This window comes from Pseudomonas sp. S31 (assembly GCF_016648105.1).
Lineage (GTDB): Bacteria > Pseudomonadota > Gammaproteobacteria > Pseudomonadales > Pseudomonadaceae > Aquipseudomonas.
The window spans coordinates 126411-143001 of sequence record NZ_JACVVE010000012.1 but is presented as its reverse complement, the minus strand read 5'-3'; the positions used below and the strand labels follow the sequence as shown (position 1 = coordinate 143001).

At 64.3% G+C, this 16591-nt stretch carries 20 protein-coding genes; 15 read left to right on the top strand and 5 right to left on the bottom strand.

Features of this window, described 5'->3' with window-relative positions:
* The 5 genes from IAE37_RS11740 to IAE37_RS11720 all read left to right on the top strand — a co-directional run bounded on the left by IAE37_RS11740 (position 1) and on the right by IAE37_RS11720 (position 4687).
* Complete coding sequence (locus IAE37_RS11740; protein WP_201173642.1) at positions 1-834, top strand: substrate-binding periplasmic protein; 834 nt, start codon at positions 1-3, stop codon at positions 832-834.
* Positions 835-947: 113 nt separating this feature from the next.
* Positions 948-1949, top strand: coding sequence for a 4-hydroxyproline epimerase (locus IAE37_RS11735; protein WP_201173641.1), 1002 nt, complete (start codon positions 948-950; stop codon positions 1947-1949).
* Between the two features lie 74 nt (positions 1950-2023).
* Positions 2024-3559 (top strand): FAD-dependent oxidoreductase, encoded by a 1536-nt coding sequence (locus tag IAE37_RS11730; protein ID WP_201173640.1) that lies wholly within the window; start codon positions 2024-2026, stop codon positions 3557-3559.
* 69 nt (positions 3560-3628) lie between these two features.
* Positions 3629-4201 (top strand): SPOR domain-containing protein, encoded by a 573-nt coding sequence (locus tag IAE37_RS11725; protein WP_201173639.1) that lies wholly within the window; start codon positions 3629-3631, stop codon positions 4199-4201.
* A gap of 60 nt (positions 4202-4261) precedes the next feature.
* Positions 4262-4687: a GTP pyrophosphokinase gene (locus tag IAE37_RS11720; RefSeq protein WP_201173638.1), complete on the top strand. Its 426-nt coding sequence runs from the start codon at positions 4262-4264 to the stop codon at positions 4685-4687.
* On the opposite strand, the gene IAE37_RS11715 is transcribed toward IAE37_RS11720, so the two are convergent.
* Both IAE37_RS11715 and IAE37_RS11710 read right to left on the bottom strand, forming a co-directional pair.
* Complete coding sequence (locus IAE37_RS11715; RefSeq protein ID WP_201173637.1) at positions 4666-5382, bottom strand: endonuclease; 717 nt, start codon at positions 5380-5382, stop codon at positions 4666-4668. The two genes, IAE37_RS11720 and IAE37_RS11715, sit on opposite strands and share 22 nt — an antisense overlap.
* Positions 5383-5388: 6 nt before the next feature.
* Complete coding sequence (locus tag IAE37_RS11710; protein WP_201173635.1) at positions 5389-5631, bottom strand: DUF1654 domain-containing protein; 243 nt, start codon at positions 5629-5631, stop codon at positions 5389-5391.
* 291 nt (positions 5632-5922) lie between these two features.
* On the opposite strand from IAE37_RS11710, the gene IAE37_RS11705 reads away from it, so the two are divergent.
* From IAE37_RS11705 to rbsD, 6 genes are read left to right on the top strand one after another with little or no spacing between them, the layout of a single operon-like run.
* Complete coding sequence (locus IAE37_RS11705) at positions 5923-6879, top strand: sugar ABC transporter substrate-binding protein (protein WP_201173632.1); 957 nt, start codon at positions 5923-5925, stop codon at positions 6877-6879.
* A gap of 18 nt (positions 6880-6897) precedes the next feature.
* On the top strand, positions 6898-8451 hold the full coding sequence (locus IAE37_RS11700; protein ID WP_201173629.1) for a sugar ABC transporter ATP-binding protein: 1554 nt from the start codon (positions 6898-6900) through the stop codon (positions 8449-8451).
* The gene (locus IAE37_RS11695; protein ID WP_201173625.1) at positions 8448-9431 is read left to right on the top strand and encodes an ABC transporter permease; all 984 of its coding nucleotides are present in this window, start codon (positions 8448-8450) and stop codon (positions 9429-9431) included. Before IAE37_RS11700 ends, IAE37_RS11695 begins: the two co-directional genes overlap by 4 nt.
* 4 nt (positions 9432-9435) lie before the next feature.
* Entirely contained in the window at positions 9436-10455 is a 1020-nt protein-coding gene (locus IAE37_RS11690; protein ID WP_201173621.1) for a LacI family DNA-binding transcriptional regulator, read from the top strand.
* A gap of 9 nt (positions 10456-10464) precedes the next feature.
* The gene (gene rbsK / locus IAE37_RS11685; protein WP_201173617.1) at positions 10465-11373 is read left to right on the top strand and encodes a ribokinase; all 909 of its coding nucleotides are present in this window, start codon (positions 10465-10467) and stop codon (positions 11371-11373) included.
* On the top strand, positions 11370-11768 hold the full coding sequence (rbsD, locus tag IAE37_RS11680) for a D-ribose pyranase (protein ID WP_201173615.1): 399 nt from the start codon (positions 11370-11372) through the stop codon (positions 11766-11768). Before rbsK ends, rbsD begins: the two co-directional genes overlap by 4 nt.
* A gap of 123 nt (positions 11769-11891) precedes the next feature.
* On the opposite strand, the gene IAE37_RS11675 is transcribed toward rbsD, so the two are convergent.
* Positions 11892-12089, bottom strand: coding sequence for a hypothetical protein (locus tag IAE37_RS11675; protein ID WP_201173609.1), 198 nt, complete (start codon positions 12087-12089; stop codon positions 11892-11894).
* Positions 12090-12376: 287 nt separating this feature from the next.
* Between IAE37_RS11675 and IAE37_RS11670 the strand changes: the two genes are divergently transcribed.
* The gene (locus IAE37_RS11670; protein ID WP_201173606.1) at positions 12377-12700 is read left to right on the top strand and encodes an I78 family peptidase inhibitor; all 324 of its coding nucleotides are present in this window, start codon (positions 12377-12379) and stop codon (positions 12698-12700) included.
* Positions 12701-12850: 150 nt separating this feature from the next.
* Here IAE37_RS11670 and IAE37_RS11665 read toward each other — a convergent pair whose 3' ends face one another.
* Both IAE37_RS11665 and IAE37_RS11660 read right to left on the bottom strand, forming a co-directional pair.
* A complete protein-coding gene (locus tag IAE37_RS11665; protein WP_003250656.1) occupies positions 12851-13063 on the bottom strand; it encodes a cold-shock protein in 213 nt (70 codons plus the stop codon).
* Positions 13064-13225: 162 nt separating this feature from the next.
* Complete coding sequence (locus tag IAE37_RS11660; protein WP_201173602.1) at positions 13226-13525, bottom strand: hypothetical protein; 300 nt, start codon at positions 13523-13525, stop codon at positions 13226-13228.
* A gap of 334 nt (positions 13526-13859) precedes the next feature.
* On the opposite strand from IAE37_RS11660, the gene thrS reads away from it, so the two are divergent.
* From thrS to rpmI, 3 genes are all read left to right on the top strand, one after another.
* Positions 13860-15782 carry a threonine--tRNA ligase gene (thrS, locus tag IAE37_RS11655; RefSeq protein WP_201173599.1) on the top strand — a complete coding sequence of 641 codons (1923 nt, stop codon included), beginning with the start codon at positions 13860-13862 and terminating at the stop codon, positions 15780-15782.
* On the top strand, positions 15782-16333 hold the full coding sequence (infC, locus tag IAE37_RS11650) for a translation initiation factor IF-3 (protein ID WP_201173596.1): 552 nt from the start codon (positions 15782-15784) through the stop codon (positions 16331-16333). The genes thrS and infC overlap by 1 nt, the downstream gene beginning before the upstream one ends.
* A 62-nt stretch (positions 16334-16395) precedes the next feature.
* A complete protein-coding gene (gene rpmI / locus IAE37_RS11645) occupies positions 16396-16590 on the top strand; it encodes a 50S ribosomal protein L35 (RefSeq protein ID WP_003250667.1) in 195 nt (64 codons plus the stop codon).
* Position 16591: the final 1 nt, after the last annotated feature.

Below are 16591 nucleotides of genomic sequence, written 5' to 3'. Positions count from 1 at the left end.
ATGCCTATCTTCAGCCCATTGCGTATCGCCCTGTTCAGCGCCGCAGGCCTCTGCGCCAGCAGTGTCCTGGCCGCCGAGAACTGCACGCCCAACCCGGCTTTCACCACCCTCAAGCCCGGCATCATCACCGTGGCCGTGTACAACTACCCGCCCTTCACCAAGGTCGGCGGTGCCGACGACATCAGCGGCATCGACACCGAGGTGGTGCGGGAAATCGCCCGACGCAATTGCCTGACCGTGGCACCGGTGATCGTCGACCCTTCGGCGGTGATCCAGAACGTGTTGTCGAACAAGGTCGACCTGGGCATCGGTGACTGGTTTCGCACTGCCGAGCGCGCCAAGGTACTGGGCATGACCTGGCCGCTGTACGTCGACCAGATGGCCTACTACTCGCGTGACGGCGCCACCCAGGTCAGCGACCTGGCCGGCAAGCGGGTAGGGGCGGTGTCCGGCTTCCTGTACGCCGGGCAGGTCCAGGGTTCGCTGGAAACCCCGGTGGTGCTCTATCCCAACCCCGTGGCCATGGCCCAGGACCTGGGCACCGGGCGCCTGGATGTAGCGATCGACAGCTACGGCACCGGCGTCTATGCCCAGAGCCAGGGCGCGTACAAGGACATCAGGATCGAGATCGCCAAGCCCGACCCGAAGGTGCCGGTCACCGTGGAACCAGCGCAGATCGCCTTGCTGTACAACAAGAAGAAAGCCGAACTGGGCGCGGCATTGGACGGCGAGATCAAGAAGTTGCATGCCGAAGGCAAGATTGCCGAGATACTCAAGAACAATGGCCTGGCCGAAAGTGGCGCCGATGTTGGCGAGCCTCGGTTGATCAAATAAAGCCGCGTTATAACTTCGTTGTAAGTTTCATGTTCACCTGATTACTTGTGCCGATACCAACTTTCGGCGCAGGGCATCGCTCACCCGTAAATCGACAACAAGGGAAATATAAAATGGCGCGTCATACTTTCTTTTGCATCGACTCTCACGCCTGTGCCAACCCGGTTCGGGTGGTGGCCGGTGGCGGCCCGCTGCTGGGCAATGTCTCCATGGCGGAAAAACGCATCGAGTTCCTCGAAAAACACGACTGGGTACGCCACGCGCTGATGTTCGAGCCGCGTGGCCACGATGCGATGTCTGGCTCGATCCTGTACCCCTCGTCCCGTGACGACTGCGATGTGGGCGTGCTGTTCATCGAGGTCAGCGGCTGCTTGCCGATGTGCGGCGCGGGCACCATCGGCACGGTGACGGTGGCCATCGAGGAAGGCTTGGTGGTACCCAGGGAGCCAGGCCGGCTGGCCCTGGAAACGCCAGCCGGACGGGTCGATATCGAGTACAAGCAAAACGGCAATTTCGTCGAGGAAGTGCGCCTGTTCAACGTCAATAGCTACCTGCATGCCCAGGACATCAGCCTCGATGTGCCGGGTATAGGACAGCTGACAGTCGACCTGTCCTACGGCGGCAACTACTACATCATCGTCGAGCCCCAGGCGAACTACGCCGGCCTCGATGGCCTCAAGGCCGACGACCTGGTGCGCATGAGCCAGCTGGTGCGCACGGCGGCGCAGAAAAAGCTCGACCCGGTGCACCCGGAAGACGAGCGCATCCGTGGGGTCAAGCACGTGATGTGGTGCGACAAGCCCAAGGCCCCGGGGGCCTCGGCGCGCAACGCGGTGTTCTATGGCGATAAGGCCATCGACCGCTCGCCGTGTGGCACCGGCTCATCGGCCCGCGTCGCCCAGCTCGTCGCCCGTGGCCGCCTGGCCATTGGCGAGACCTTCGTCCACGAAAGCGTCACCGGCACCACCTTCAATTGCCGCGCCGAGCGGGCCACGCAGGTCGGTGACTATGCGGCGGTGCGCCCGAGCGTGGCCGGCTGGGCGCGGGTGTATGGCTACAACACCATCCTGGTCGATGACCGCGACCCGCTGGCCCACGGCTTCCAGATCGCCTGACGCCTGGTAACACGCGCCGCTGGCAACTGCGTCAGCGGCGCGTGCCCCTCACTACTTGCAACGGATGTGTCCACATGAAACGCCCTGAACTGGCCAGCCTCGACGGCCAGCATTACGACGTGGTGGTGATCGGTGCCGGCGCCCTCGGCTGTGCCGCCGCCCGCCAACTGGCTGCGCGCAACTTCCGCACCCTGCTGGTGGACCGTGGCGACATCGCCGCCGGCACCTCGTCACGCTCCAGCCGCATGCTCTATTCCGGCCTCGGCTACCTGGCCGCACGTTATCCGTTGTGGCAGATGCCGTTTCGCCCGTTGGACATGCTCCGGCGCCTGCGCTACACCCGCGAGGTCATGCAATGCCGGGCCGAGTTGGTGGAGGAAATGCCCGGCCACCTGACCCGGCACCGTTTCTTCTATCCGTTCCGCCAGGGCGACCGTTATCCGCCGTGGCTGGTGGACATCGGCTTTCGCCTGGTCGAGGCACTGGGTGGCTGGAAGGTGCCGCTGGCCTACCGCCGGGTATCACCGGCTGCAGCCGCCAGCACCAGTGCCTTGGCCCAGGGGCTCGGCGGCCCCTTGCGCAGCGTGGGCATGTTCGACGAGTACATGTATGCCTGGGCCGAGCGCATCTGCGTCGACACTGCCCTCGACGCCCAGGCCCGTGGCGCCACCCTGCGCACCTACACGGCGGTGACCGGCCTGCAGCGGCAGGGCGAACTGTGGCAGGTTTCCTTTGAGGAGCGTGCTCCGGAGGCGTCCGGCCATGCCACCGTGCAGGCCAGGGTGGTGATCAACGCCGCCGGCCCCTGGGTCGATCGGGTGCCCGGTGCCGGAGGCGAGTGCGACACCCGCGTGCTCGGCATCAAGGGCGTGAACGTGATGGTCAAGCTGCCCGACAGCTATCGCGGCCAGGGCCTGGAGGCATTCTCCAGCGAGCACGAGCCGTACTACGTGTTCCCCTGGCGCGACTACCACTTCATCGGCCCGACCGAAACCGTGTTTCGCGACGACCCGGACAACGTCCGTGTGCTCGACAGCGAGATCGACTACATCCTCGCCGAAGCCAACCAGCTGTTCCCGGCCCTGCGCCTGTCCCGCGCCGATGTGCGCCACTGCTGGTGCGGCGTGCGCCCGACCTCGACCCTCGACGGCCGCGAGACCTGGATGCCGGTGCGCCTGAGCGAGGCGCCGCAGCGGCCCAACCTGCTGACCCTGACCGGCTCGACCATCATGCTCCACCGACATGCCGCGCGGCTGATCGCCAAGGGCGTGGAGCAGCGCCTGGGCAAGCGCGGCAAGGCGCCCAAGGGCCTGATCGCGAAGCCGGCGGTGGCCGATGCCGACCTGGCCAGGGTGATCGGCGAAGAGCACGTGGTGCGACTGGTCGACCTGGTTCGCCGGCGCTTGCCGGATGGGCTCGATCCGGACCTGGGGCGGGGACGCGCCGAGGCGTTGTCGCACATTGCCGCACAGGCCCTGGGTTGGTCGCAGGCACGGCGAGAAGCTGAGTTGCGGCACTTCGAAGAGGACACCGCGCGGGTCTACCGTACCCTCGATGAGGTGCCCGTACAGCCGCCCCGCGTGCCGGCCAAGGCATGTAGCAGCCTGTAACGGATGGTCGCGGTCCGGCGCCAGGGCCAGCATGCTAGAATCCGCCCCTTCGAATCTGGAGGTACACACGTGCGTAAACTGGCAGTGGTAATGGCAGTGCTGGCCCTGGCGGGCTGTGACAACGAAGTCGAAGGCGTGCACAAGCAGGTCGCCGAGCACTTGCACAACCCCAAGACCGCCAAGTTCGGCAACGTACGCATCGACACCAAGGGCACCATCTGCGGCCAGGTCCGTGGCAAGGACGACGCCGGCCAGTACGAGGCCTACCGCAGCTACGTGGCGATCAAGGGCGAGGGCGGCCAGTACCAGATCATCGTCGACGACAATGGCGACAACCTGCGCATCCGTGAATATTGCGGTGGTGCCGACCTGCAGCGTCGCGCCGATGCCCTGGCCGACCAGCCGGCACCGCAAGGCTGGGACGTGGAGGTGATCCAGGGGGCGAACATGGGCGCGTTGAGCGACATGACCGCGCGTCTGATCGAAAAGGGTATCCCGTCGTCGGTGGAGTACCGCGACGGCAAGCCGGTGGTGCTGATGGGGCCATTCCCCACCCGCGAGGAAGCCCAGGCACGCAAGGCCGAGGTCATGGCCAAGCTCGGCACCGACTCCATCGTCATCCAGCACGGCGCGCAGCGCTAGTCATTCGCCGCCCGACCCGGCTATGCTTGCCTCAGGAGAGGTTGAACGGGGAGGGCCTTTATGTCGACGCTGGAACGGGCCATTGCCGTAGCCGCCAGAGCGCATGAAGGGCAGTACGACAAGGGCGGGGCGGCCTACATCCTGCACCCGCTGCGGGTGATGTTGCGGGTGGATACGCCGGAGCAGCGGATCGTCGCGGTGTTGCACGACGTGATCGAAGACACGCCGCTGACCCTGTCCGACCTGGCCCGCGAGGGCTTCGCGCTGAAGATCCTCGCCGCCTTGCTGGCCCTGAGCCGGCGCGAAGGCGAAAGCTACCCCGACTTCGTCGCCCGCCTCGGTGGCGACCCACTGGCGCGAACCGTCAAGCTGGCGGACCTGGCCGACAACAGCGACCTCAGCCGTATCGCCACGCCAGGCCCCGCCGACCTGGCGCGCCTAGCCCGCTACCATGAAGCCCGCGCCTACCTCGAAGCGCTGGCCTGACTCTTGCCACAGGCATTGAGGTTCACCGGCCCGACGAAGTCGTTGCCGCGCCCCATCACACAGGCCACCTGCTGGTTGCGCTGCAGCTCCCACGGCTGCGGCGGGTAGGTCTTGTTCCATGCCTCGAACAGCTGGCGGTCCTGCTTGGACAGGCGCAGGCCGTACTGCTTGCTCATGTAGAAGTAGGTGCGCGCGATCATCCCGCGAATGGAAGGGCGCGGCATCACCCGCTTGGCCTTGAAGTCGACCTGGGTCAGGCAGCTGCCGTACTGGCCGTGCTGCTCGGGCAACCAGCCGAAGCTGTAGTTGCTGCGATCGCCATTGACCTCGCCGATGCTCGGCACCAGGTTGTGCAGGTCGGCCTCGGCACGCTTGTACACGTCATCATGGCGCGAGCAGTTCTTGCGCCCGCCGTTCTGCCAGCACTGGCGCTGGTGGCCGAACTGCCAGGCCGGCATGATGTGTTCCCACTCGATGCGCGAGGCGCGCTGGGCGTTCTTGCGTGGCGTATAGCCGCATGAAGCCAGGTCGACCTTGTTGCCGTTGTACTTGCAGCCGCAATAGAACTCGGTAGATTGCGGTGCGTACAGCTTCCAGGCGACCTTCTTGGCCTCCTGGAAGGTGCGCGGTGCATCGGCGTGGGCGAGGGTGGTGGTCAACAGCAGGCAGGTTGCAGCGAAAAGCGAAACTCTCATGCAGGGTCAATCTTCCTTGGGCACGGTCCAGAAAATCTGCACACCGCCATCGTCGCGGTGGGCGAGGGTGACGTTGTCGTTCTCGGCGATTTCCTCGAGCAGGGTCTCCCAGTCATCGGGCGACTCATGTTCCAGGCGGAAGATCAGTGCGGCGCGGCTGCGCTGGGCGATGGGGCTGTTGATGATCTTCTGGATGCGTACACCCAGTTGTTCATAGCTGCTCGGGGTTGCGGAGGCGGTGTTGGCCACAGGGTGTTCCTTATTTTGCTGTATGCACATACAGTATTTCACTGTAGGCTTTTTCGCAACAGCAAGTCAGGCGAAAACCGTATAAGACCGTCCAGCGAAGATTGGTTCCGTGTACGCGGTATCAGTTGCCACGCAAAACATCTCGACTTTCGTGCAAATCCAGATACCCTCCAACCCAGCAGCCCCGAACTGCCAGCGAAACGAATTTGACAAACGCCCGGCCTGTTTCCATAGTGGGTTAACGCAAACGTTTGCGATCCGATAAAAAACACAACATTCGGGGTCCTTTCCATGATACTGCCGTTCCACGGTCGTCTGCTCGCGCTTGCCGTCGCCTCGACGCTGTCCCTCTGCGCACCCTTCACCGCTGCCCACGCTGAAGAAAAACCCAAAGTCGCCCTGGTGATGAAGTCGCTCGCCAACGAGTTCTTCCGCACCATGGAAGACGGCGCCAAGGACTACCAGAAAGCCCACCCCGAAGACTTCGACCTGGTCGCCAACGGCATCAAGAACGAAACCGACACCGGCGAGCAGATCCGTATCGTCGAGCAGATGGTCAACGCCGGCGCCAAGGCCCTGGTGATCGCCCCGGCCGACTCCAAGGCGCTGGTCTCGGCGGTGAAGAAGGCCATGGACCAGGGCGTGGTGGTGATCAACATCGACAACCGCCTCGACCCCGAACTGCTCAAGAGCAAGGGCATCAGCGTGCCCTTCGTCGGCCCCGACAACCGCAAGGGTGCGCGCCTGGTGGGCGACTACCTGGCCAAGGAAAAGCTCAAGGCCGGTGACCAAGTCGGCATCATCGAAGGCGTGCCGACCACCACCAACGCCCAGCAGCGCACCGCCGGCTTCAAGGACGCCATGGACGCTGCGCAGATGAACATCGTCTCGGTGCAGTCCGGCAACTGGGAGATCGACAAGGGCAACGCCGTGGCTGCGGCCATGCTCAACGAATACCCCGACCTCAAGGCGTTGCTCGCCGGCAACGACAGCATGGCCCTGGGCGCGGTGTCTGCCGTGCGCGCCGCCGGCAAGGCTGGCCAGGTGCAAGTGGTCGGCTACGACAACATCAATGCCATCAAGCCGATGCTCAAGGACGGCCGCGTGCTCGCCACCCTCGACCAGGCTGCCAGCCAGCAGGCGGTGTTCGGCATCCTGGCGGCGTTGAAAGTGCTCAAGGGGGAAAAACCGGACGTGGATGCCGACAACGTCATCCAGACCCCGGTCGAACTCATCACCCAGCCCTGACCCCGCAGGAGAATGGCCATGTCTGCAGCGGCCAATGACGTGGTGCTGGTCGCCACCGGCCTGGGCAAGACCTACGCCCAGCCCGTGCTGGCGGGCGTCGGCCTGACCCTGCGCGCCGGCGAAGTGCTGGCGCTGACCGGCGAGAACGGCGCCGGCAAGAGCACGTTGTCCAAGCTCATCTGCGGCCTGGAAACCCCCACCACCGGGCAGATGACCTACCGCGGCCAGCCCTACGCCCCGGCCAGCCGCAGCCACGCCGAGCAGCTCGGCGTGCGCATGGTCATGCAGGAGCTCAACCTGCTGCCGACCCTGACCGTGGCGGAAAACCTGTTCCTCGACAACCTGCCCAGCCGCTTCGGCTGGGTCGACCAGAAACGCCTGCGTACCCTGGCCCAGGCCGCCATGGCCCAGGTCGGCCTGGACGCCATCGACCCCGACACCCCGGTCGGCGAGCTGGGCATCGGCCACCAGCAGATGGTGGAAATCGCCCGCAACCTGATCGGCAACTGCCACGTGCTGATCTTCGACGAGCCCACGGCAATGCTCACCGCGCGCGAGGTCGAGCTGCTGTTCACCCAGATCGAGCGCCTGCGCCAGCGCGGCGTGGCCATCGTCTACATTTCCCACCGCCTCGAAGAGTTGCAACGGGTGGCTCAGCGCATCGTCGTGCTGCGCGACGGCCAGTGGGTGTGTGACGAGCCGATCCAGCGCTACAGCAGCGCCGAGCTGGTCAACCTGATGGTCGGCCGCGAGCTCGCCGAGCACATCGACCTGGGCCGCCGCACCTTGGGCGGGCCAGTGCTCAAGGTCGAGGGGCTGGGGCGTGGCAGTAAGGTGCGCGATGTGTCGTTCGAGGTCAGGGCAGGGGAGATCTTCGGCATCTCCGGCCTGATCGGCGCCGGCCGTACCGAACTGCTGCGCCTGATCTACGGCGCCGACCGTGCCGACAGCGGCCAGATCGCCATCGGCCAGCCGCTGCGGCCAGTGACCATCGACTCGCCCAAGGCCGCGGTCAAGGCCGGTATCGCCCTGATCACCGAAGACCGCAAGGGCGAAGGCCTGCTGCTGTCGCAGTCGATCAGCGCCAACCTGTCGCTGGGCAACCTGGCCGCCGTCTCCCGCGCTGGCCTGCTCGATGCAGGGGCGGAAAAGGCCTTGGCCGAGCGCCAGATCGAGGCCCTACGCATTCGCAGTGCTGGCTCCGAGCAGGTGATCGGCGAGTTGTCCGGCGGCAACCAGCAGAAGGTGGTGATCGGCCGCTGGCTGGCCCGCGACTGCCAGGTGCTGCTGTTCGACGAGCCGACCCGGGGCATCGACGTCGGTGCCAAGTTCGACATCTATGGCCTGCTCGCCGAACTGGCCCGCCAGGGCAAGGCGCTGGTGGTGGTGTCCAGTGACCTGCGCGAGCTGATGCTGATCTGCGACCGCATCGCCGTGCTCAGCGCCGGGCGCCTGATCGACACCTTCGACCGCGAACACTGGAGCCAGGATCAGCTGTTGGCCGCAGCCTTCGCCGGTTACCGAAAACGTGATGCCCTGCTGCACGATGCAGCGCCCAGGATGGACCCATGAAAACCACTACCCCCGACCTGCCCGCCACGCGACGCGCCCAGTACTTCGGCCTGGGCACCTACCTGGGCCTGGCCGGCGCCTTGCTGGCGATGATCGTGCTGTTCTCGTTGCTCAGCAGCCACTTCTGGTCGTACGCCACCTTCAGCACCCTGGCCAACCAGATCCCCGACCTGATGGTGCTGGCCGTGGGCATGACCTTCGTGCTGATCGTCGGCGGCATCGACCTGTCGGTCGGCTCGGTGCTGGCCCTGGCAGCCTCGACCGTGAGCGTGGCGATCCTCGGCTGGGGTTGGGGCGTGCTGCCCGCCGCGCTGCTGGGCATGGCCATCGCCGCGCTGGCCGGGAGCATTACCGGCGGCGTCACCGTGGCCTGGCGTATCCCGTCGTTCATCGTTTCGCTCGGCGTGCTGGAGATGGCCCGCGGCCTGGCCTACCAGTTCACCGACTCGCGCACCGCCTACATCGGCGATGCCTACGCCTGGTTCTCCAACCCGCTGGCCTTCGGCATCTCGCCGGCCTTCCTGATCGCCTTGCTGGTGATCGTGCTGGCCCACCTGGTGCTGACCCGCACCGTGTTCGGCCGCTACCTGATCGGCATCGGCACCAACGAAGAAGCCGTGCGCCTGGCCGGCATCGACCCGCGCCCCTACAAGGTGCTGGTGTTCGCCCTGATGGGCCTGCTCGCGGGGCTGGCCGCGCTGTTCCAGATCTCACGCCTGGAAGCCGCCGACCCCAACGCCGGCTCCGGGCTGGAGCTGCAGGTGATCGCCGCCGTGGTGATCGGTGGCACCAGCCTGATGGGCGGGCGCGGCTCGGTCATCAGTACCTTCATCGGCGTGCTGATCATCTCGGTACTGGCCGCAGGCCTGGCGCAGATCGGCGCCTCCGAACCGACCAAACGCATCATCACCGGGGCGGTGATCGTCATCGCCGTGGTGCTCGACACTTACCGCAGCCGGCGTGCAGACCGGCGGAACTGAACCTATGGCCACCATCAAAGACGTTGCAGCCCTTGCGGGCATTTCCTACACAACCGTGTCCCATGTATTGAACAAGACACGCCCGGTCAGCGAGCAGGTACGGCTCAAGGTCGAGGCGGCGATCCGCGAACTGGACTACGTGCCCAGTGCCGTGGCCCGCTCGCTCAAGGCCCGCAGCACCGCCACCATCGGCCTGCTGGTGCCCAACAGCATCAACCCGTACTTCGCCGAGCTGGCGCGTGGCATCGAGGACGCCTGCGAGCGCAATGGCTATTGCGTGATCCTGTGCAACTCCGACGACAACCCGCAGAAGCAGCGCAGCTACCTGCGCGTGCTGCTGGAAAAACGCATCGACGGCCTGGTGGTGGCCTCGGTGGGCGAGGACCAGGACCTGCTGCAGAGCCTGGCCAGCGTGCGTACGCCCATGGTCATCGTCGACCGCGAGCTCGAAGGCGTGGGCGCCGATCTGGTGCGCATCGACCACGAGCATGGCGCCTACCTCGCCACGCGCCATCTGCTGGACCTGGGGCACGAGGACATCGCCTACATCGGCGGCCCGGCCGAGACCGGCGTCAGCCGCTTGCGCCTGGCCGGTTTCCGCCGGGCGATGGCCGAGGCGCGACTGGCCGTGGCGGCCAATCGCGTGCAGCACTGCGACTTCACCAGCCCTGGCGGCCATGCCACGGCGGCGCAACTGCTCGATGGCGAGCGGCCCACGGCGATCTTCGCCGGCAACGACATGATCGGCTTCGGCGTGCTGCGCGCCGCCGCCGAGCGCAACATCAACGTGCCCGGCGAGCTGTCGGTGATCGGCTTCGACGACATCGAGCTGAGCCGCTACGTGTACCCAGCGCTGAGCACGGTCGGCCAGTCGATCCGCGAGCTGGGCGACACTGCCGCGGCCTTGTTGCTGTCGCGCATCAGCGACCCGCACGGCCCTGCCCAGCAGCGCATCGTCGCCCCGCGCATCGTGCCGCGCGAGTCCACCGGGCCGCGCCCGACCCTGTTCAACGATTACCGTTAAGGAAACGCCATGCACGCCAAGGTAGTGGTGGTAGGCAGCCTCAACATGGACCTGGTGGCCCGGGCCCCGCGCCTGCCACGGCCGGGTGAGACCCTGGCCGGCGACACGTTCTTCACCGTGCCGGGCGGCAAGGGCGCCAACCAGGCGGTGGCCGTGGCGCGCCTGGGCGGCAGCGTGGCGATGGTCGGCAGCGTGGGCGATGACGCCTATGGCGAGCAGTTGCGCGCGGCGCTGGTCGCGGAGGGCGTCGATTGCCAGGGCGTGGGCGTATGCGCGGGCGCGTCCAGTGGCGTGGCGCTGATCACCGTGGATGCTGCCAGCCAGAACTGCATCGTCATCGTCCCTGGCGGCAATGGCCTACTGACGCCGCAGGCGGTACAGCGCTTCGATGCGCTGCTGCAAGCCGCCGAAGTGATCATCTGCCAGCTCGAGGTGCCGGCCGACACCGTGGCCTGGGCCCTGGCCCGCGGCCGCGAACTGGGCAAGCGGGTGATCCTCAACCCGGCGCCGGCCACCGGGCCGCTGCCACCCGAGTGGTTCGCCCATATCGACTACCTCACGCCCAACGAAAGCGAAGCCGAGGCCTTGACCGGCCTAGCCGTGCACGACCAGGCCAGCGCCCGCACGGCGGCCGAGCAGCTGCTACAGTTGGGCGCCGGCAAGGTGATCGTGACCTTGGGCGCGCAGGGGGCGTTGTTCGTCAGCCGTGATGGCAGCTGGCACTACCCGGCGCCAGCGGTCAAGGCGCTGGACACCACGGCGGCGGGCGATACCTTCGTCGGTGGCTTTGCCGCAGGCCTGGTGCGCGGGCTGGGGGAGGGCGAGGCCATCGCCTTCGGCCAGCGCGCTGCAGCCCTGTCCGTCACCCGCGCCGGCGCCCAGCCATCCATCCCTTACCTGGAGGAACTGGACCCATGAAGAAGACCCCTTTGTTGAACGTGGCCTTGTCGCGGGTGATCGCCGGGATGGGGCATGGCGACATCCTGGTGATCGGCGATGCCGGCTTGCCGGTGCCGCCTGGGGTGGAGCTGATCGACCTGGCGCTGACGCCTGGGATTCCGGACTTTTCCAGCGTGCTGCGGGTGGTGCTCAGCGAATTGCAGGTGGAGCGGCACGTGCTGGCCGAGGAAATGAAGAACGTGGTGCCGCCGGCCATGGTCGAGATCGAGCGCTCGCAGCGCAAGCTCGGCAAGCGCGAGTGGGTGAGCCACGAGGCGTTCAAGGCGTTGTCGCGCACTGCCCGCGCCGTGGTGCGCACCGGCGAATGCCAGCCCTACACCAACATCGCCCTGATCTCGGGCGTTATCTTCTAATTCTGAACCTGACGCGATCACCCTGTGGGAGCGGGCTTGCCCGCGAACACCGGCGAATGCCGGTGCCATCCACTGCGGTGCCTGCTTCGCGGGCAAGCCCGCTCCCACAAACGCGGTGATCTCCTACAGCGGATGTGCCGCCTGCGCTGCATACCGCTCGAACACCTGGTCGATGAAACTACGCGCCGCCTCGCTGCCGCGGTCACGTACCAGCAGGTCGATGGCGATCAGCAGCAGTTCCTCCGGTGTTCCCGGGCTGTAGGCACTCTGGCCTTCGGCCCATTTGACCTTGATGTCGGCGTCGATACTGTGGCTGCTCATGAACGGCTCTCGCTGCGGGCCTGGTGCGGAGGGGCGAACACCGGATCCTGGCGTTCGATGGAGGCACGGTGCTCTCCACTTCTTGCAGTAAATCATGACATTGCGTCAATGACCTTGCGACCTAAGAATAAAAGGCCATCAGCCACAAACCAAGCACCCTTGTGCAAAATCCAGTGACGATTGCCTTTCGCCTGTGCCGGTGGGATCAGGCAGACTTGGGCGGTTTTGCAACAAACTGTGAGCGGAACTGTCGCATTAGACAGTTCCCAATTCGATTAGGAGGATTCATGTTCCGTACCCGTGCTTCCCTGGCCACCTTGTTGTTGGCCGCTGCCCTGGGCGGTTGCAGCAGTGGTGGTGGTGCGTCTGCAGGCGCCAGCGCCCCGGCGGCCCCGGCCGGCAACGATGGCCGCTGCCAGGCCAGCGGCGCCGATTTCGCCATCGGCAAGCCAGGCTCGGCCGATTTGCTGGAGCAGGCGCGCAAGGCCAGTGGGTCGCAGATGGCCCGCATTCTCACGCCGCATGATGTGGTGACGTTGGAGTATCGGTCCGAGCGCTTGAATCTGAACGTGGATGAGCAGGGTGTGGTGACGCGGGTCAACTGCGGGTAGGGGATCGCCTTGGGGGTTGTAGGGGCGCGGATATCGAGCGCCGCGCGGGCGGTGCTGGATATCCGCGCCCCTGCCTATCCCCAGACGATCATCCCTTCCCCCCCATAAAAAAACCCGCCACAAGGGCGGGTTTTTCTACAGCTATCCGAATTACTCCGGACGAACCTGTGCAGCCTGCATGCCCTTCTGGCCGCGCTCGGCGACGAAGGAAACAGTCTGGCCTTCTTTCAGGCTCTTGAAGCCGTCGGATTCGATGGCCTTGAAGTGTACGAACAGGTCGTCGCCGCCGCCTGCTGGGGTGATGAAGCCGTAGCCTTTCTCATCATTGAACCATTTGACGGTGCCTTGTTGGCGATTGGACATGGGTGAATCTCCAGAACATTTAGTTTTTTCGGTGGTGCAATGCGGCCGAGGCTACGGAGCACGGGGAACATCATAGTCTAATTCTGCGCATGTAGCGCCTTTTACCTTCGCTGGATGTTGATTCAGCTCAAGCAATCAGCGCAAAGCTCTGGCTGTATGGTTTCAGCTCTGCTTCGCGCAGTTGGCGATCAGCGCATCTGCGCGTTGTTTTACCTTGGCATCGACACCATCCTTGCTATCGAGGTCTTCGAGTTCAGCCTTGGTGAAATTTTTCTCCAGGCCGTTGGCGGTACACGTGCAGTGACTCTTCGCCTTGGCCGCGTCCAGGCCGTTCGCGGTGGCCTGTTGAACGCAGCTTTTCATGAAGTCGCTGTTCTCGTCGGCCGACGACGCGGCCTGCGCCGCCACTGGCAGTAACAGGGCTCCCGACACTGCCAGGGCCAGCAGAGACTGTAGTCGCATAACCAGACACTCCTTGGGTTAAGGTCTCATCAAGAATAGGTTGCTTCCCAAGGTCTGATAGGAAATTTTTCGCATTAGTTCAGCGCAGCGGCGCAATTTCCAAATATTTTCTGCGGGGTGCGCAGAATGGCGTGCTAGCATGCCTGGCTTGCAGCCCGTCACCTGCGGCCTGCATCTTTTTTCTTTCCAGTCACTCTGGTTCGTCCCTGCTAAGCCGAAAGGCTTCTGCCACTGTGAGGCAGGCTTCCGCCATGGAAGACAGGTCGGATCTTGTACTGGCTCATCCCAACCCACGTGACCTTTGGTAGGGGTCACCACTAGGAGAGGAGGCGCCATGCCCGTTATTACTCTTCCCGATGGCAGTCAACGTTCGTTTGATCACGCCGTATCCGTCGCCGACGTCGCCGCATCCATCGGCGCTGGCCTGGCCAAGGCCACCGTGGCCGGCAAGGTCGACGGCAAGCTGGTCGATGCTTGCGACCTGATCCAGAACGACGCCACCCTGCAGATCATCACCCCTAAAGATGAAGAGGGACTGGAGATCATCCGTCACTCGTGCGCCCACCTGGTCGGCCACGCGGTGAAACAGCTGTACCCGACCGCCAAGATGGTCATCGGCCCGGTCATCGACGAAGGCTTCTACTACGACATCGCCTACGAGCGCCCCTTCACCCCTGAAGACCTGGCCGCCATCGAAAAGCGCATGATGGAGCTGATCGAGAAGGACTACGACGTCATCAAGAAGATGACTCCGCGCGCCGAAGTCATCGACGTGTTCAAGGCCCGTGGCGAAGACTACAAGCTGCGCCTGGTCGAGGACATGCCGGACGAACAGGCCATGGGCCTGTACTACCACGAAGAATACGTCGACATGTGCCGTGGCCCGCACGTGCCGAACACCCGCTTCCTCAAGGCCTTCAAGCTGACCAAGCTGTCCGGCGCCTACTGGCGCGGCGATGCCAAGAACGAGCAGCTGCAACGTGTGTACGGCACCGCCTGGGCCGACAAGAAGCAGCTGGCCGCCTACATCCAGCGCATCGAAGAAGCCGAGAAACGCGACCACCGCAAGATCGGCAAGCAGCTCGACCTCTTCCACCTGCAAGAAGAAGCTCCGGGCATGGTGTTCTGGCACGCCAACGGCTGGACCGTGTACCAGGTGCTCGAGCAGTACATGCGCCAGATCCAGCGCGTCAACGGCTACCAGGAAATCAAGACCCCGCAGGTCGTCGACCGCATCCTCTGGGAGCGCTCCGGCCACTGGTCCAACTACGCCGAGAACATGTTCACCACCTCGTCGGAAAGCCGTGACTACGCGGTCAAGCCGATGAACTGCCCGTGCCACGTGCAGGTGTTCAACCAGGGCCTGAAGAGCTACCGCGACCTGCCGCTGCGCCTGGCCGAGTTCGGTGCCTGCCACCGCAACGAGCCGTCCGGCGCCCTGCACGGCATCATGCGTGTGCGTGGCTTCGTGCAGGACGACGCGCACATCTTCTGCACCGAAGACCAGGTGAAGAAAGAAGCCGCCGACTTCATCAAGCTGACCCTGGACGTGTACAAGGACTTCGGCTTCACCGACATCGCCATGAAGCTGTCGACCCGTCCGGCCAAGCGCGTGGGCTCCGAAGAGCTGTGGGACCGTGCCGAAGGCGCACTGGCCGACGCCCTGAACGAATCGGGCCTGGAGTGGGAATACCAGCCGGGCGAGGGCGCCTTCTATGGTCCGAAGATCGAGTTCACCCTGCGCGACTGCCTCGGCCGTAACTGGCAGTGCGGTACCCTCCAGTACGACCCGAACCTGCCAGAGCGTCTGGATGCCAGCTATATCGCCGAAGATAACAGCCGAGTGCGCCCGGTCATGCTGCACCGTGCCATCCTCGGTTCGTTCGAGCGCTTCATCGGTATGCTCATCGAGCACTACGCTGGCGTGTTCCCGGCCTGGCTGGCACCGACCCAGGCGGTGATCATGAACATCACCGACAAACAGGCCGATTTCGCCCTCGAGGTGGAAAATGCTCTGAACGGTAGCGGTTTCCGTGCCAAGTCGGACTTGAGAAATGAGAAGATCGGCTTTAAAATCCGCGAGCATACTTTGCTCAAGGTCCCGTACCTTTTGGTTATAGGGGATCGCGAAGTCGAAACGCAAACCGTCGCTGTGCGCACTCGCGAAGGTGCAGACCTGGGCTCCATGCCCGTCGCCCAGTTCGCTGAGCTCCTGACACAAGCGGTTTCCCGGCGTGGTCGCCAAGAATCGGAGTAATGACTATTAAGCGTGAAATGAGAAACGATAAACGAGCTGCACCGAAAGCCCCGATCAACGAGAATATCTCGGCCCGCGAGGTTCGGTTAATTGGTGCTGACGGCGAGCAGATTGGCATCGTCTCGATTGATGAAGCGCTTCGTATCGCTGATGAAGCGAAGCTGGATCTGGTGGAAATCTCTGCAGACGCGGTACCGCCGGTCTGCAAGGTGATGGACTACGGCAAGCACCTCTTCGAGAAGAAGAAGCAGGCCAACGAAGCCAAGAAAAACCAGAAGCAGATCCAGATCAAAGAAATCAAGTTTCGTCCAGGGACGGAAGAAGGGGATTACCAGGTAAAACTACGCAACCTGGTACGTTTCCTTAGTGATGGGGACAAGGCCAAGATCTCTCTGAGATTCCGCGGCCGTGAGATGGCCCACCAGGAGCTGGGCATGGAGCTGTTGAAGCGGGTCGAAGCCGACCTCGCCGAATACGGCTCCGTCGAGCAGCATCCGAAGATGGAAGGACGCCAGCTTATGATGGTCATCGCCCCCAAAAAGAAGAAGTAATCTCCCGGGCACGGCAGGCCTGATGATTATTGTGTAATTTTTATCGAATGCGGAGTTCCAACATGCCAAAAATGAAAACCAAGAGCGGTGCTGCGAAGCGCTTCCTGAAGACCGCTTCCGGCTTCAAGCACAAGCACGCTTTCAAGAGCCACATCCTGACCAAAATGTCGACCAAGCGTAAGCGTCAACTGCGCGGTGCCAGCTTGCTGCACCCGTCTGACGTGGCAAAAGTCGAGCGCATGCTGCGCGTACGTTAAT

What these genes read in the sequence shown, in the direction of transcription:
- IAE37_RS11740 (WP_201173642.1), top strand. Translation starts at nt 1, where the DNA reads ATGCCTATCTTCAGCCCATTGCGTATCGCCCTGTTCAGCGCCGCAGGC.
- IAE37_RS11735 (WP_201173641.1), top strand. Translation starts at nt 948, where the DNA reads ATGGCGCGTCATACTTTCTTTTGCATCGACTCTCACGCCTGTGCCAAC.
- IAE37_RS11730 (WP_201173640.1), top strand. Translation starts at nt 2,024, where the DNA reads ATGAAACGCCCTGAACTGGCCAGCCTCGACGGCCAGCATTACGACGTG.
- IAE37_RS11720 (WP_201173638.1), top strand. Translation starts at nt 4,262, where the DNA reads ATGTCGACGCTGGAACGGGCCATTGCCGTAGCCGCCAGAGCGCATGAA.
- IAE37_RS11715 (WP_201173637.1), bottom strand. Translation starts at nt 5,382, where the DNA reads ATGAGAGTTTCGCTTTTCGCTGCAACCTGCCTGCTGTTGACCACCACC.
- IAE37_RS11705 (WP_201173632.1), top strand. Translation starts at nt 5,923, where the DNA reads ATGATACTGCCGTTCCACGGTCGTCTGCTCGCGCTTGCCGTCGCCTCG.
- IAE37_RS11700 (WP_201173629.1), top strand. Translation starts at nt 6,898, where the DNA reads ATGTCTGCAGCGGCCAATGACGTGGTGCTGGTCGCCACCGGCCTGGGC.
- IAE37_RS11695 (WP_201173625.1), top strand. Translation starts at nt 8,448, where the DNA reads ATGAAAACCACTACCCCCGACCTGCCCGCCACGCGACGCGCCCAGTAC.
- IAE37_RS11690 (WP_201173621.1), top strand. Translation starts at nt 9,436, where the DNA reads ATGGCCACCATCAAAGACGTTGCAGCCCTTGCGGGCATTTCCTACACA.
- rbsK (WP_201173617.1), top strand. Translation starts at nt 10,465, where the DNA reads ATGCACGCCAAGGTAGTGGTGGTAGGCAGCCTCAACATGGACCTGGTG.
- rbsD (WP_201173615.1), top strand. Translation starts at nt 11,370, where the DNA reads ATGAAGAAGACCCCTTTGTTGAACGTGGCCTTGTCGCGGGTGATCGCC.
- IAE37_RS11675 (WP_201173609.1), bottom strand. Translation starts at nt 12,089, where the DNA reads ATGAGCAGCCACAGTATCGACGCCGACATCAAGGTCAAATGGGCCGAA.
- IAE37_RS11670 (WP_201173606.1), top strand. Translation starts at nt 12,377, where the DNA reads ATGTTCCGTACCCGTGCTTCCCTGGCCACCTTGTTGTTGGCCGCTGCC.
- IAE37_RS11665 (WP_003250656.1), bottom strand. Translation starts at nt 13,063, where the DNA reads ATGTCCAATCGCCAACAAGGCACCGTCAAATGGTTCAATGATGAGAAA.
- IAE37_RS11660 (WP_201173602.1), bottom strand. Translation starts at nt 13,525, where the DNA reads ATGCGACTACAGTCTCTGCTGGCCCTGGCAGTGTCGGGAGCCCTGTTA.
- thrS (WP_201173599.1), top strand. Translation starts at nt 13,860, where the DNA reads ATGCCCGTTATTACTCTTCCCGATGGCAGTCAACGTTCGTTTGATCAC.
- infC (WP_201173596.1), top strand. Translation starts at nt 15,782, where the DNA reads ATGACTATTAAGCGTGAAATGAGAAACGATAAACGAGCTGCACCGAAA.
- rpmI (WP_003250667.1), top strand. Translation starts at nt 16,396, where the DNA reads ATGCCAAAAATGAAAACCAAGAGCGGTGCTGCGAAGCGCTTCCTGAAG.